This is a genomic window from Streptomyces sp. NPDC050416 (assembly GCF_044458845.1).
GTDB lineage: Bacteria > Actinomycetota > Actinomycetes > Streptomycetales > Streptomycetaceae > Streptomyces.
Genome location: NZ_JBITII010000006.1, coordinates 453,907 through 466,347, shown reverse-complemented (window position 1 = coordinate 466,347; position 12,441 = coordinate 453,907). Strand labels below are relative to the sequence as shown.

Here is a 12,441-nt window from a genome sequence, read left to right as displayed (position 1 = left end):
CCCAGGGCGTAACAAGGCGTGAGGCGAACACGCCGTGAGCGTCCCGGAAAGGGCTGAAAAGACTTGGCATGGACACTTCCTGTCAACACGCGTAGGTGCTACGACGGTTGTGGCAGAGATCCTGCTAAGGGAGGTTCCATGAGACGTTCCCGACTTGTCGTCTTCGTGAACTCGCTCCTCCTCGCCGCCGGCACCGCCCTCACCGGGGCAGCCACGGCGCAGGCGTCCGCACTCGCCGCAACTGGCGGCTATGCAGCGCTCGGTGACTCCTACTCCTCCGGAGTGGGCGCCGGCAGCTACATCAGCTCCAGCGGCGACTGCAAGCGCAGCACGAAGGCCTACCCCTACCTCTGGGCCGCCGCCCACTCACCCTCGACCTTCGATTTCACGGCCTGCTCCGGAGCCCGAACGGGTGATGTTCTGTCCGGACAGCTCGGCCCGCTGAGCAGCGCCACCGCCCTCGTCTCCGTCAGCGTCGGCGGCAACGACGCCGGATTCGCCGACGTCATGACGACCTGTGTGACCCAGTCCGACAGCGCCTGCGTCTCCCGCATCAACACGGCACGCGCTTACGTCGACTCCACGCTGCCCGGCAAGCTCGACAGCGTGTACTCGGCGATCCGCTCCAAGGCCCCGAGCGCCCACGTCGTCGTGCTCGGCTACCCCCGCTTCTACAAGCTCGGCACCACCTGCCTCGGCCTGTCCGAGACCAAGCGCAAGGCCATCAACGACGCCTCCGACCACCTCAACACCGCCATCGCCAAGCGCGCAGCGAACCACGGCTTCACCTTCGGCGACGTACGCGGCACCTTCACCGGCCACGAGATCTGCTCCGGTGACTCCTGGCTGCACAGCGTCAATTGGCTCAACATCGGCGAGTCGTACCACCCGAAGGCACCCGGCCAGTCGGGCGGCTATCTGCCCGTGCTCAACGCCAACGACTGACCGCTCAGCCGGAGTCGGTGTCCGACTCCGTGCCTGAACCCGTGTCCGAACCCGGGCCCGAGTCCGAAGGAGAAGGGGAGGCCCCGCCCGTCGGGGTCTCCGTCTCGCACGTGATCGAGAACGGCACCGACTCGGACGTCGTGCGCACCGGCTCCCGCACCTCGACACTGATCTCGTCCTCGAACGTCCCGCTCTCCGCCTCGGTCGTCACGGTCACCGCGTCCTGCCGCGTACGGCCGTCGCCCTCCGGGAACGACAGCGTCTTCCAGCCACCGTCGAGTTCCGAGCCGTCCCGCGTCACCCAGCGGTAGCGCACATCGGCCGGCAGCCGCCCCACCGTGAACGTCGCCGTGAACCTCGGCGCCCGTGCGCCCGGCGGCGGACACGAGCCCGTGTAGTCCGTGCGCGTGCCGTCCAGGGCGACCCGCACCGACTGCGGCGGCGGAGTGCTCTCCTCGCTCTCGCTCTCGCTCTCGCTCGGCGTCGGGGAAGGACTGGACTTCCCGCTCCCGGTGTTCTTCGGCGGATCCTTGGTCGCGGCGGGCGTACTCGCCCCGGCACCCCGGTCGCCGGTCCCGTCGCCGTCCCCGCGGTTCAGCAGCGCGTACGTCAGACCGCCCACCGCGAGCGCCAGCGCGACCACGCCCGCGACCAGCACCCGTCCGGCCCGGCGGTCGCGGTCCTGCCTCGTGGCCGTCGTCGTCCCACCCGGGCCGGACGGCGCCGGCTGCCCCGGGAAGGACATCGGAGGCGTGGGCGAGGGCTCCGGGCGGGCCGCCACCGTCGGCGGGTACGGCACGGCCCGCACGGTGTCCGCACTCGGCGAGCCGCCCGCGGCGATGACCCGCAGGTCCCGCTCCGCCTGCTCGGCCGGCAGCCGCTGCGCGGGATCCTTGCGCAGCAGCCCCTCGATGACCGGGGCGAGCGGCCCTGCCCGGAACGGCGGCGGCAGCTCCTCGTCGACGATCGCGCGCAGCGTGCTCAGCGGCGTGTCGTGACGGAACGGGGAGTGGCCCTCGACCGCCGCGTACAGCAGCACGCCGAGCGACCACAGGTCGGACTCCGGGCCCGGTGTGCGGCCGAGCGCCCGCTCCGGGGCGAGGAACTCGGGCGAGCCGATGACCTCCCCGGTCATGGTCAGCGCGGAACTGCCCTCGACCATGGCGATCCCGAAGTCGGTGAGCACGATCCGGCCGTCGTTCGCGATCAGCACATTGGCCGGTTTCACATCCCGGTGCAGCACCCCGGCCTCGTGCGCGGCCCGCAGCGCGGCCAGCACCTCGGCGCCGATGTGCGCGGCCCGCTGCGGCGGCATGGGGCCCTCGGCGTCCAGGACCTCCGCCAGGGAGAGCCCGCGGACCAGCTCCATGACGATCCACGGCCGGCCCTCGTCCGTCGCCACGTCGTACACCGTGACCACGTTCCGGTTGGCGACCCGGGCCGCCGCCCACGCCTCCCGCTCCAGCCGGGCGTACATCCGCCGCACGTCGTCGCCCGCGAGCCCCGCCGGGGCGCGCACCTCCTTGACGGCGACCTCGCGGTGCAGCACCTCGTCGCGGGCGCGCCACACCGTCCCCATACCGCCCTCGCCGAGCGGTGCCAGGAGCCGGTAGCGGCCCGCGATCACACGCTCATGGCCCGGTTCTTCGGACACGGCGCCCCCATTCGCAGCCGGGCGAAATCTCCATGAGGTCTGTTTTCCCCATGACGTCGGATTTCCTCACGAACGTAACTCAGCCCAGTGCGGATGCCGCCCCCTTGAACACCAGTCCGGCCCCGAGGACGACGACGGCGAAGGCCGAGCCGAGCGGCGCGGTCCGGCGCACCAGGGCCGCCATCGGGCCCGCCGTCCAGCGGGGGCGCCGGTCCAGGAGCCGGGTCATCCCGCTGCCCGCCTTGACGACGGCGTACCCGGCGGCCGTCAGGGTGAGTGCGAGCCCGACGCCGTAGGCGACGACCAGCAGCAGACCGAACCAGGCCTGCCCGAGGGCCGCGGCACCGACGAGCACCACCACGGCGGACGGGCTGGGCACGAGCCCGCCCGCGAAGCCCATGAGGATCGTGCCGCGGAGGGTGGGGGCGACGGGGTGGGAGTGAGTGAACCCGCCGTGGGTGTGCTCGACCGTGTGGGGGTGGGAGTGGGGGCGGTTGTGGTCGTGCGGGTGGTCGTGGTCGTGCGGGTGGTCGTGATCGTGGTGGTGGTGATCGTGGTCGTGAGTGTGGCTGTGGCTTTCGTCGTGTGCGGGGCCGTGGTGGTGGATGTGCGCGCGGTTGCGCAGGGCGCGGCGGAGCAGGCTCGCGCCCGCCAGGGTCACCAGGAGACCGCTGGCGACGCCCAGCCAGGCGATCACCGAGGGGGCCGCCGCCGAACCGGCCGTGACCAGCAGGCCCAGGGCGACCACGCCCAGGGTGTGGGTGACCGTCACCGAGGCGGCCATGGGCAGGACGTCCTTCATCCTGGCCCGGCCGCCCCGGGCCGCCGCCGTCGCGGCCATGATGGTCTTGCCGTGGCCCGGGGCGAGCGCGTGCGTCGCGCCGAGGACGATGGCGATGAGCAGGGCCAGCGCGGCGAAGCCCGGGGTGAGGTCGTGCCGGGCGACCAGGTCGTCCAGGGCCCGCGTCCAGCGGTCGGCGCCGCGTGGCAGTACGGAGGCGGCGGGGGCGTCCGACTCCTCCTCGGACAGGGCCGCACCACCGGGGCGCACGCGCAGGGCGGCGGCCGCGGTGTCGGCCGGAGAGGAGAGCAACTCCTCGGGATAGCGGGTCAGTTCGGCCGAGATCGACTTCTCCGGGACGTCCGAGTCGGTGAGCGTCATACGGTCGCCCCGCGCCGTGATCTCCCGCCAGCCCGGGCCGGAGGAGTCGCCCGCGCCACGGAACCCCAGCGACACGGCTGGCTTGTCCGACGGCAGGGGAGCGGTCAGCTCGCACTCCACGCGGAGGGTGTCCAGCCCCGCCTGCCCGGGCCGCACGCGCGCGTGGCTGCGCTCGGCGGTGAGCGGGGTGCCGCGGCCGTCGACGGTGACCCTGCTGTCCGCGGCGGCCGCGGCGCACCGCTCGCGGGCCCACAGGGTCATGCCCAGCCGCTCGATGTCGGGTCCCGCCTGGGTGGCCGGGATCTCGGCGAGGTCCTCGACGTGGTGGACGCGGAGTTCGCCGGGGGCGGCGACCAGGCCGTCGTAGCGGTTGACGGTGAAGTTGCCCAGCGGGTGGGCGCTCGCCGCGCCGGCGGGCAGCAGGGTGAGCGCGCAGGCGGCCGTGAGGACGGCGGCGCCGGACGCGAACAGGCGGCGCAGAGTCACCGGGCCCCCTTCAGGTCCTTGAGTGCGGTACGGGCCTCGCGGGCGCCGAGCGGGGAGAAGCCGGGGTTCAGGTCGAGCGCGGCCTTCAGGTGGTCGCGGGCCTCGCGGTCGTTGCCGGTGGCGCGTTCGATGACGCCCCGGTGGTAGAGGAAGCCGGCGTTGCGGTAGCCCGTGGCGGTGGCGCGGCGGGCGTACGGCAGAGCTTCCTCGTCGCGGCCGTTGACGTGCAGGGCCCAGGCGAGGGCGTCGGCGGTGTGGACGCTGTGCCGGCGGTTCCACTCGGCGCGGGCGGCGCGCAGGGCCTCCTTCTTGTCGCCGTGGTCGGCGGCGGCCATGGCCGAGTCGAGGTCGGCGTTGACACCGCCCGCGCGGGCGAGGGACGTCCAGGCGTCGACGAGGGCGTACTGGTCACCGGCCTTCGCCCGGTCGCCGTCGGCGCCCCGGTCCTCGTACAGCTCGCCGAGGGCGACGAGCGGGCCGGGCAGCGGGAAGCGGGCGACGACCTGCTCCAGTCCCTCGACGGCGGCGGCCCGGTCGCCGTTCGCGGCCTCGGCGCGGGCGCGGCCCTCCAGAGCGGGGAGGTAGTCCTCGTCGGCGGCGAGGGCACGGGCGTAGTGGCCGAGCGCCGTCTTGTACTCGCCCTGGTTCCAGGCGAGTTGCCCGAGCGCGGTGGCGACGTAGGCGATGTCGCCGGGCGAGTCGGCGGCCTCCAGGGCGCGCTCCAGGACGTCACGCGCCGTACGGACGTCGCCGCGCAGCTCCTCGACGTACGCGTACCGCGTGAAGACGGGCACCCCGGGGCGCCTGTCGTCGGCGGTGCGGGCGGCCTCGGCGGCGTCCTCGTACCGCCCGAGCTCGACGAGGGCGTCGATACGCGTGCACAGGGCGCGTTCGTTGTAGGGGTTCTGCTTCAGGGCACGGTCGGCGTCTGCCAGCGCGCCGGTGAAGTCGTGCCGGGCGGCGGCGAGGGCGGCACGGCCGGCGAGGGCCTGGTCGTTGCCGGGGTCCAGCTCCAGGGACCGCTTCAGCGCGCGTTCGGCCTGCGGATAGCGCGAGGGGTCGCCTTTCGTCCGGGCCTGCTCGACGTAGGCGGTCCCGAGGGTGGCCCAGCCGCCGAAGTCCCTGGGCTGGGCGCGGAGATGCTTCTGCAGGGACCTGATCCCCGCGTCGAGATCGCCCCGGGCCAGCACACCGGCCGCCGGCGCCCCGGCCGCGGACACGGCCTCGGCCCCCGCCCGGCCGTCTCCCGTGCCTCCGAAGGCGATGGCCCCACCGGTCAGTGCGACCGCCAACAGCGCGGCGCACCCGGCCAGATGAACGGCCCGCCAGCGCCGCCCGCCATCAGCGGCCCGCCGCACCGCGGCCACGCGCTCGCCGGCGTCGGCGTCGTTCTCGGGGCGAGGGCCGGAGTCGCCGTGCCCGTCAGGCTCGCCCTCGGCGGCTGATTCGTTCCCGGCGCCGGGACGGTCGTGGGCGCCGGGCGTGCTTTCGGCATCCGGGCCGGTGCCGGTGCCGGTGCCGGTATCAGTGCCCTTCGCGGCGCGCGCCTCCACGCCGGGGGAGTCCGCACCTCCCGTGCCCGCCGACCCGGGAACCGGGTCGGTGTCGAGCGCGCCCCCTGCCCCCCCTTCTGCCCCGTCGACTGGGGCCGGGCGCGGCCCGTCGCCCGCTTCGGCAACCGGACCGCCGCCCCGCCCCGCGCCCGCCCCGGCGTCGGTGCCCGGGCCGGCCTGCCCCTGACCCCGCCCCGCCGACCGCTCTCCGTCGGTCTCCTGGTCCGGGCGCTGGTGGTCGTCGTCGCGCCTCTCCGGTGCGCTGTCCGTCGTACGCGGAGGCATGGCCTCTCCTCGTTCGGCTGTGCGGGTGCGGTGGGGTGGGACAGAGGCGCGGCCCGTGCCGTGGGGGACGGGAGACGGGCCGCGCCGGTCGGTGGGAGCGGAACGGGTCAGTACGCCCGGTTCCGCATGCGGCGCCACCACATGAGGGCCGCGCCGATCAGGACGATGCCGCCCGCGCCGGCCCCGGCGGACGCGGCGATCAGGCGCATGTCGTCCGAGCTCTGCGCCTCGGCGGGCTGGAGGGCGTCGCCGAGCTGGCTGCGGACGTCGTTGCCGCCGTCCACGCCCTTGGCGAGCGGACCGCGCGACCCCTCCGTCGGCAGGGCGACGTACGGGAAGGCCTTCTCGAAGTCCTTGTCGTTCTTGTCGACCGCGTCACCGAGGTCGTTCTTCGCGCCCAGCAGCTCACCCTCGACGACCTGGAGCGAGGCGTCGATCACGTCGTCGGTGAGGCGACGGCCGTTCGGGAAGCCGGCGTTGTCGCCGTCGAGGACACCGAGCCGCTTGGGCTTGGCGGCCGGCTTGATCGAGGTGTTGAGGCGCAGCTGCTCCGACGGCGTCACGTGCGGCGGCTGGTTGAGGTCCTTGACGCCCTTGAGGAAGACGTCGACCAGGTCGTTGCGCGGCTCCTTCGGCGCCGGGATCTTGTAGATCGCCTCGATGAGCTTGGGCAGCTCCGGGTTGGTGACGTTCTTCAGGAACTGGGCGTCGTCCCGGGGCGCGGACGCGTTGAACGTGTCCTTGTCCTTCAGCGGGTTGACGACCTCGTTCACCAGCGGGTTGCCGAGACGGGAGACCTGCGTGAAGTAGCCCTGGGCGTTCTTGCGCTGCGTCGTCGACCAGATGCCGACGACCGGCTGGTCGTGCGACTGGGTGATGAAGCTGTTGGGGACCTGCAGGGCGATGGTGTTGACGTTGTAGCCCTTGAGCGTGTCGTTGCCGACCTCGGAGAGGTTCCCGCCGTAGAGCAGGTCGAAGACCCGCAGGTCCAGGAAGAACGGGTCGTCGGCCTGCCCGGCGAACGTCTGGGCGCCCCCGGCGAGCTTGTGGACCGCCTGCTGGCGCAGGGTGTTGTAGTCCGGCATCGACGCCTTGCCGACGTTCGACGGCGCCACGGGCACGTCGTCGGCGACCTTGGTCTTCGACACCGGCTTCAGGTGCTTCAGTTTGATCAGTTCGAGGTCGTACGTCTGCGTGATGTTGAGGTCGGGGTCGTCGAGGCTCTCGACCGGGCCCGTGTTGTAGAGGAACGTCTTGTCGTTCTTCGTGTGCGTCTTGAACGTGTACCGGAACAGCAGGTCTTCCTGCGCGTCACCGTCGCTGTCGATGCGCAGGTCGTACTGGGCGTCCTCGGCGAACGTGAAGAAGTTGGGCCCGCCGGCGGGTTCCTCGAACGGGATCCAGTTCGCGACGATGGTCGTCGTGTCCGGCTTGTCCGGGCTGACGAACGCGTACACGTCGGTGTTGTCGTACTGCGGGGTCCCCGAGATCAGCGGGGCCTCCCGGTGACTGGAGGCGGAGGCCGCCTCGGGTTCCAGCGCGGTCACACCGGCGGCCGCGAGCCCGCCGGCGGCCAGCGCACCACAGATCGCGGTCGCGATGCTCCTGCGTCCCACACCGGTCGCACCGGTCTCGCCGGTCCTGGAGAAAGGTGTCATGCCGTCCGTCCTCAGTGCCAACTTGCCTGACACACGCCATTCGGAGCGGTCGGCGAAGCGGATTGGTCGAATCTCAAACGTTCTTACGGCGCGTCGGCAAAGTTGTTTCATCGCCGGGCGACCCGCTTTTTCGGCGCGCTGATCCGTAACCCCATCCGGAGGTGTGTGCGTTGCGAATGCCTCGTATGAGGGGACAGGCCCCGTGCGGCCTGGGAGAGGGGGACCGAGTGGAGGCGGACGAGCTGCTGCTGCGCGTGGCGGGCGGCGACCAGCAGGCCTTCGAGGACTTGTACGGGCTGGTGTCCGGCCCGGTGTTCGGGCTCGTACGGCGCGTGGTGCGCGATCCCGCCCAGTCGGAGGAGGTGGCTCAGGAGGTGCTGCTCGAACTGTGGCGCTCGGCGGCGAAGTTCGACCCGGGACGGGGCAGCGCGATGTCGTGGATCCTCACCCTCGCCCACCGCCGTGCCGTCGACCGGGTGCGCAGTGCCCGCGCCGCCGGCGAGCGTGAGCAGCGGGAGGCCTGGCGCGCCCACCACCCGGCCTTCGACCAGGTCACCGAGGAGGTCGAGGCGGGACTCGAACGCGAGTGGGTACGCGTCTGCCTGGACCGCCTCACCGACCTCCAGCGCCAGTCCGTCACCCTCGCCTACTACGAGGGCTACACCTACCGTGAGGTGGCCGAGCGGCTGTCCCTGCCGCTGGGCACCGTCAAGACGCGGATGCGCGACGGGCTGACCCGGATGCGCGAGTGCCTGGGAGGCGTGGCATGAGTCTCTTCCGCCGCGAGGACCCGCACTCGCTCGCCGCGCCCTATGCGCTCGACGCCCTGGAACCCCCGGAGCGGGTCCGCTTCGAGAAGCACCTGAGGGACTGCGGCCGCTGCGCCGCCGAGGTGCGCGCCCTGTCCGAGGACGCCGTCCGGCTCGCCTGGTCCGCCGCCGCCCCGCCCCCGGCCGCCCTGCGCGACCGGGTCATGGCCGCCGTACGGACCACTCCGCAGGACCCGGCGCCGCAGACCGCGGCAGGCGAGCCGGCACGCGCGCGTGCGCCGCAGCTGCCGCCGCACGTGTGGGGCACCCAGCCGCCGCCGCGGCAGCGCCGGATCCCGCTGTTCGTGCCCTTCGCCACGGCCACCGCCGCCGCGGCCCTCGTCGTCGCCTCGCTGTTCGCGGTGCAGGCGGACCGGACCCGGGATCAGCTGACCGCCGAGCGGGACCGCTCACGTGAGATCGCCCACGTTCTCGCGGCTCCGGACGCCCGTGCGAGCAGCGGCCGGGACGGGCGGGGCCGGACCATCGGAGTGATCGCTTCCGCCTCGGAGGGGAGCGCGGTGGTCACCCTCGGCGGATACGGCGCCCCGCCCGGCGGCCGAGTGCACCAGTTGTGGCTCATGCGCCCGGGCGCGCAACCACGCTCCCTGGGCCTCTTCGAGGGCGACACGCCCTTGGTCGCCACGGGGCTCGGCACCTCCGCGACGTCACTGGCCGTAACCGTCGAGCCCGACGGCGGATCACCGCAGCCCACCAGCCAGCCGATCGTCCAACTCGCCCTGAAATCTGTTGGATTCGGAGAGTAATCGGCAATACATCGTCAACCCCCTTATGGGGAAGGTGAATCCTGTGACCGCGATACACGAGTGCCCGGACGGGGCGATAGGGTTAACCTGCCCGGGCCGGGTGGACTCGTACGGGTGGGGAGTGACATGGAACAGATAACAGTGCGCAGCAGGGCGAGGGTCCCTGCGATCACCTGCGGGAGCAGCGCGACCAGTTCGCGCCTCGACCGCCACCTCTCGGTGCTGGGCGGCCCTGCCGTCCCGCAGCGGGAGACGGTCGAGGCGACCTCTCTGATGCGTGAACTGACCGCGCGTCAGCCGCACGACCGCAGTGGCAGGGGAGCGCGCGTGCGTCGCGTCTCGCTCTTCGCACCGCTGCGCAGGCTGCGCCGCTCGCTGTTCGGCGGCAAGTAGGGGCCCGCGCTCGGGCGGTCACACCGCCCCTGGTGCAACGCTGCGCACTCGTCGTCCGTCATCCCCACGGCACGCAGCGGCGCCAGGTGTGTACCCGAGCGCGGCCCGTCCCCAGTCGTGCCCCATCCCCGCCCGGCAGTGACCGGGGGCGTCGTCCGGCTCCGGTGTTCCGGCCGCCCCGTCACCGCTCCCCGTGCGCGTGCCGACGCACGGCCAGCGGCACGAACACCCCGAGCAGCACGGCGCACCACAGCAGCGACCCCGCGACGGGGTGGGCCACCGGCCAGGCCGCCCCGTCGGGCACCGGGGCGTTGCCGAACAGGTCCCGCAGCGCCGTCGCCACCGCGCTGATCGGATTCCACTCGGCGACCGTCCGCAGCCACCCCGGCAGCCCGCTCGTCGGGATGTACGCGCTGGACAGCAGCGGCAGCAGGAACGTCGCCCCGCCCAGCTGACCGGCCGCCTCCTCGTTCCGGGTGAGCAGGCCGAGGAAGATCCCGGCCCACACGCAGGCGAAGCGGAACAGCATCAACAGCCCGACGGCCCCGAGCGCGGCGAGCAGGCCGCCCTCGATCCGCCAGCCCACCGCGAGCCCCACCAGCAGGAACGGCACCGTCCCGACGGCCGTGGCCACCAGGTCCGCGGCGGCCTGCCCCAGCGGTACGGCCGCCCGGCTCATCGGCAGCGTACGGAAGCGGTCCGTCACGCCCCGGTGGGTGTCCTGGGCCGCCTGGAACATGCCGGTCATGATCCCGCCCGAGGCGGTCGCCACCAGCAGGCCCGGCACCAGGAACGACCGGTAGGCCTCGCCCGGCATCGCCAGCGCGCTGCCGAAGACGTAGCCGAAGAACAGCAGCATGCTGACCGGCATCGTCTGGGTGAGGATCAGCAGCCCCGGGTTGTTCCGCATCCGCAGCAGCTGGCGGCCCAGCATCGCGGTCCCGTCGTACGCCAGCATGCTCATGCGGCACGCGCCCTCTCGTCGGTGGCGGCCCTGGTCGTGGTGGTGGCCGTGGCCGTGGTGTCCGTCAGGCGCAGGAAGACGTCGTCTAGGGTCGGGGGCCGCAGGCTCACGTCGAGCAGCGGCACGCCCGCCGCGTCCAGCGTGCGCACGAGCAGCGGGAGGGTGAGCGTCGGGTCCTTGCTGACCGCTCCGACGGCGCCGCGCTCGCGGTCGAACGACGGCTGCGCGCCCGTGAGCCGGTCGAGGACGGCCGCCGCCTTCGTCAGCGCGTCCGGGTCCGTCACGACGACCTCGGCGTGCGCCCCGACGAGCGCCTTGAGCTGGGCCGGCGACCCGGTGTGCGCCACCCGGCCGCGGTCCACCAGGGCGACGTCGTCGGCGAGCTGGTCGGCCTCCTCCAGGTACTGGGTGGTGAGGAGCACGGTCGTGCCCTCGGCGGTCAGCTCGCGCACCACGTCCCGGATGAGGCTGCGGCCGGCCGGGTCGAGGCCGGTCGTCGGTTCGTCCAGGAACAGCACCTCGGGGCGGCGGATCAGGCTCGCCGCCAGGTCCAGCCGGCGCCGCATGCCGCCGGAGTAGGTGGAGGCGAGCCGGTCGGCGGCCTCGGCCAGCCCGAAGCGGTCGAGGAGCTGCGTGGTCCGGCCGGCGGGGCCGCGCACCCGGTGCAGCCGGCCGAACAACAGCAGGTTCTGACGTCCGGTGAGGTCCCCGTCGATCGACGTGTCCTGACCGGTGACACCGATCCGGCTGCGGACGGCGGCGGCCTCCCGCGCGAGGTCGTGCCCGGCGACCCGGGCGGAGCCCGCGTCCGGCCGCACCAGCGTGGTCAGCACCCGTAAGGCCGTCGTCTTGCCCGCCCCGTTCGGCCCGAGGACCCCGCACACCGTCCCCTCGGCCACCGCGAGATCCAGCCCGCGCAGGGCGTGAACCTCCCCGAAACGCTTCTCCAGACCCTCACTAAGTACAGCGTACGTAGAAGTCATGGCCCGACCATAGCGCACTACGTACGGCGTACGTAACTAGGATGGTGGCCGAGGTGATGATCGATGGCGGGCAGAGCTGCCGTACCCGAAGTGATCTGGGCGCGCCCCGAGCGCACCGGCCGCGGGCCGAAACCCGCGTTCACCCGCGCCGATATCGCGGCCGCGGCGGTGCGGATCGCCGACGCGGAGGGGCTGGACGCGGTGTCCATGCGGCACGTCGCCGCGGAGCTGGGCTGCGGCACGATGTCGCTGTACAACTACGTCCCCCGCAAGGAGGACCTGTACGAGCTGATGATCGACGCCATCGGTGCCGAGCACGAGCTGTTCGAGCCGACGGGCGACTGGCGCGCCGACATGCTCCGCAACGCCGAGGAGACGCGCGCCATCATGCGCCGTCACACCTGGGTGCCGCGCCTGATGCCCGGGGTGTTCGCCTTCAGCCCCAACTCCCTGCGCTACCTGGAGCACTGCCTGGCCTGCCTCGAACCGCTCGACGTCCCGGCCGGCACGAAGACGGAGCTGATCGCCCTGCTCAACGGCGTCGTGACGACGTACGCCGCGAACGACATCGCGACTGTCGAGCGCACGCGCTCCATGCCGTGGTCCGTGGAGGAGGAGAACGCGGTGCGGATGGCCTATCTGGGCAGCCAGGTGGCCACCGGCGCGTATCCGCGACTGGCCGCGGCCTTCATGGAGCAGAGCGGGCCGGTCGATCTGGAGGCGGTGTTCCGGCGGGCCCTCGAACGTGTCCTGGACGCCTACGACCCCGACCTGCGCTGACG

At 72.9% G+C, this 12,441-nt stretch carries 11 protein-coding genes; 5 read left to right on the top strand and 6 right to left on the bottom strand.

Translation table 11 applies throughout. The annotated features are described in order from the left end of the window. Positions 1-138: 138 nt before the first annotated feature. On the top strand, positions 139-945 hold the full coding sequence (locus ACIBL4_RS21810; protein ID WP_399412449.1) for an SGNH/GDSL hydrolase family protein: 807 nt from the start codon (positions 139-141) through the stop codon (positions 943-945). Between the two features lie 4 nt (positions 946-949). On the opposite strand, the gene ACIBL4_RS21805 is transcribed toward ACIBL4_RS21810, so the two are convergent. The 4 genes from ACIBL4_RS21805 to ACIBL4_RS21790 all read right to left on the bottom strand — a co-directional run bounded on the left by ACIBL4_RS21805 (position 950) and on the right by ACIBL4_RS21790 (position 7,743). Further along, entirely contained in the window at positions 950-2,599 is a 1,650-nt protein-coding gene (locus ACIBL4_RS21805) for a protein kinase (RefSeq protein WP_399412447.1), read from the bottom strand. Positions 2,600-2,678: 79 nt separating this feature from the next. After that, the gene (locus tag ACIBL4_RS21800) at positions 2,679-4,247 is read right to left on the bottom strand and encodes a nickel transporter (protein WP_399412445.1); all 1,569 of its coding nucleotides are present in this window, start codon (positions 4,245-4,247) and stop codon (positions 2,679-2,681) included. Beyond that, the gene (locus tag ACIBL4_RS21795) at positions 4,244-6,085 is read right to left on the bottom strand and encodes a tetratricopeptide repeat protein (protein WP_399412443.1); all 1,842 of its coding nucleotides are present in this window, start codon (positions 6,083-6,085) and stop codon (positions 4,244-4,246) included. Before ACIBL4_RS21795 ends, ACIBL4_RS21800 begins: the two co-directional genes overlap by 4 nt. 107 nt (positions 6,086-6,192) lie before the next feature. Further along, entirely contained in the window at positions 6,193-7,743 is a 1,551-nt protein-coding gene (locus ACIBL4_RS21790) for a DUF4331 domain-containing protein (protein WP_399412441.1), read from the bottom strand. Positions 7,744-7,970: 227 nt separating this feature from the next. On the opposite strand from ACIBL4_RS21790, the gene ACIBL4_RS21785 reads away from it, so the two are divergent. The 3 genes from ACIBL4_RS21785 to ACIBL4_RS21775 all read left to right on the top strand — a co-directional run bounded on the left by ACIBL4_RS21785 (position 7,971) and on the right by ACIBL4_RS21775 (position 9,712). Beyond that, on the top strand, positions 7,971-8,513 hold the full coding sequence (locus ACIBL4_RS21785; protein WP_167537312.1) for a sigma-70 family RNA polymerase sigma factor: 543 nt from the start codon (positions 7,971-7,973) through the stop codon (positions 8,511-8,513). After that, the gene (locus ACIBL4_RS21780) at positions 8,510-9,319 is read left to right on the top strand and encodes an anti-sigma factor domain-containing protein (RefSeq protein ID WP_399412438.1); all 810 of its coding nucleotides are present in this window, start codon (positions 8,510-8,512) and stop codon (positions 9,317-9,319) included. The genes ACIBL4_RS21785 and ACIBL4_RS21780 overlap by 4 nt, the downstream gene beginning before the upstream one ends. A gap of 126 nt (positions 9,320-9,445) precedes the next feature. Continuing rightward, positions 9,446-9,712: a hypothetical protein gene (locus ACIBL4_RS21775; RefSeq protein WP_037671693.1), complete on the top strand. Its 267-nt coding sequence runs from the start codon at positions 9,446-9,448 to the stop codon at positions 9,710-9,712. Positions 9,713-9,893: 181 nt separating this feature from the next. Here ACIBL4_RS21775 and ACIBL4_RS21770 read toward each other — a convergent pair whose 3' ends face one another. Together ACIBL4_RS21770 and ACIBL4_RS21765 are read right to left on the bottom strand one after the other, a co-directional pair. Then, positions 9,894-10,676 (bottom strand): ABC transporter permease, encoded by a 783-nt coding sequence (locus tag ACIBL4_RS21770; protein WP_399412436.1) that lies wholly within the window; start codon positions 10,674-10,676, stop codon positions 9,894-9,896. After that, on the bottom strand, positions 10,673-11,659 hold the full coding sequence (locus tag ACIBL4_RS21765; protein WP_399412434.1) for an ATP-binding cassette domain-containing protein: 987 nt from the start codon (positions 11,657-11,659) through the stop codon (positions 10,673-10,675). Before ACIBL4_RS21765 ends, ACIBL4_RS21770 begins: the two co-directional genes overlap by 4 nt. 63 nt (positions 11,660-11,722) lie before the next feature. Between ACIBL4_RS21765 and ACIBL4_RS21760 the strand changes: the two genes are divergently transcribed. Further along, positions 11,723-12,439 carry a TetR/AcrR family transcriptional regulator gene (locus ACIBL4_RS21760; RefSeq protein ID WP_399412432.1) on the top strand — a complete coding sequence of 239 codons (717 nt, stop codon included), beginning with the start codon at positions 11,723-11,725 and terminating at the stop codon, positions 12,437-12,439. The last annotated feature ends 2 nt before the right edge of the window (positions 12,440-12,441 follow it).

Coding starts and splice junctions, on each gene's coding strand:
- ACIBL4_RS21770 (WP_399412436.1), bottom strand. CDS start 10,676: ATGAGCATGCTGGCGTACGACGGGACCGCGATGCTGGGCCGCCAGCTG.
- ACIBL4_RS21810 (WP_399412449.1), top strand. CDS start 139: ATGAGACGTTCCCGACTTGTCGTCTTCGTGAACTCGCTCCTCCTCGCC.
- ACIBL4_RS21775 (WP_037671693.1), top strand. CDS start 9,446: ATGGAACAGATAACAGTGCGCAGCAGGGCGAGGGTCCCTGCGATCACC.
- ACIBL4_RS21795 (WP_399412443.1), bottom strand. CDS start 6,085: ATGCCTCCGCGTACGACGGACAGCGCACCGGAGAGGCGCGACGACGAC.
- ACIBL4_RS21790 (WP_399412441.1), bottom strand. CDS start 7,743: ATGACACCTTTCTCCAGGACCGGCGAGACCGGTGCGACCGGTGTGGGA.
- ACIBL4_RS21760 (WP_399412432.1), top strand. CDS start 11,723: ATGGCGGGCAGAGCTGCCGTACCCGAAGTGATCTGGGCGCGCCCCGAG.
- ACIBL4_RS21765 (WP_399412434.1), bottom strand. CDS start 11,659: ATGACTTCTACGTACGCTGTACTTAGTGAGGGTCTGGAGAAGCGTTTC.
- ACIBL4_RS21780 (WP_399412438.1), top strand. CDS start 8,510: ATGAGTCTCTTCCGCCGCGAGGACCCGCACTCGCTCGCCGCGCCCTAT.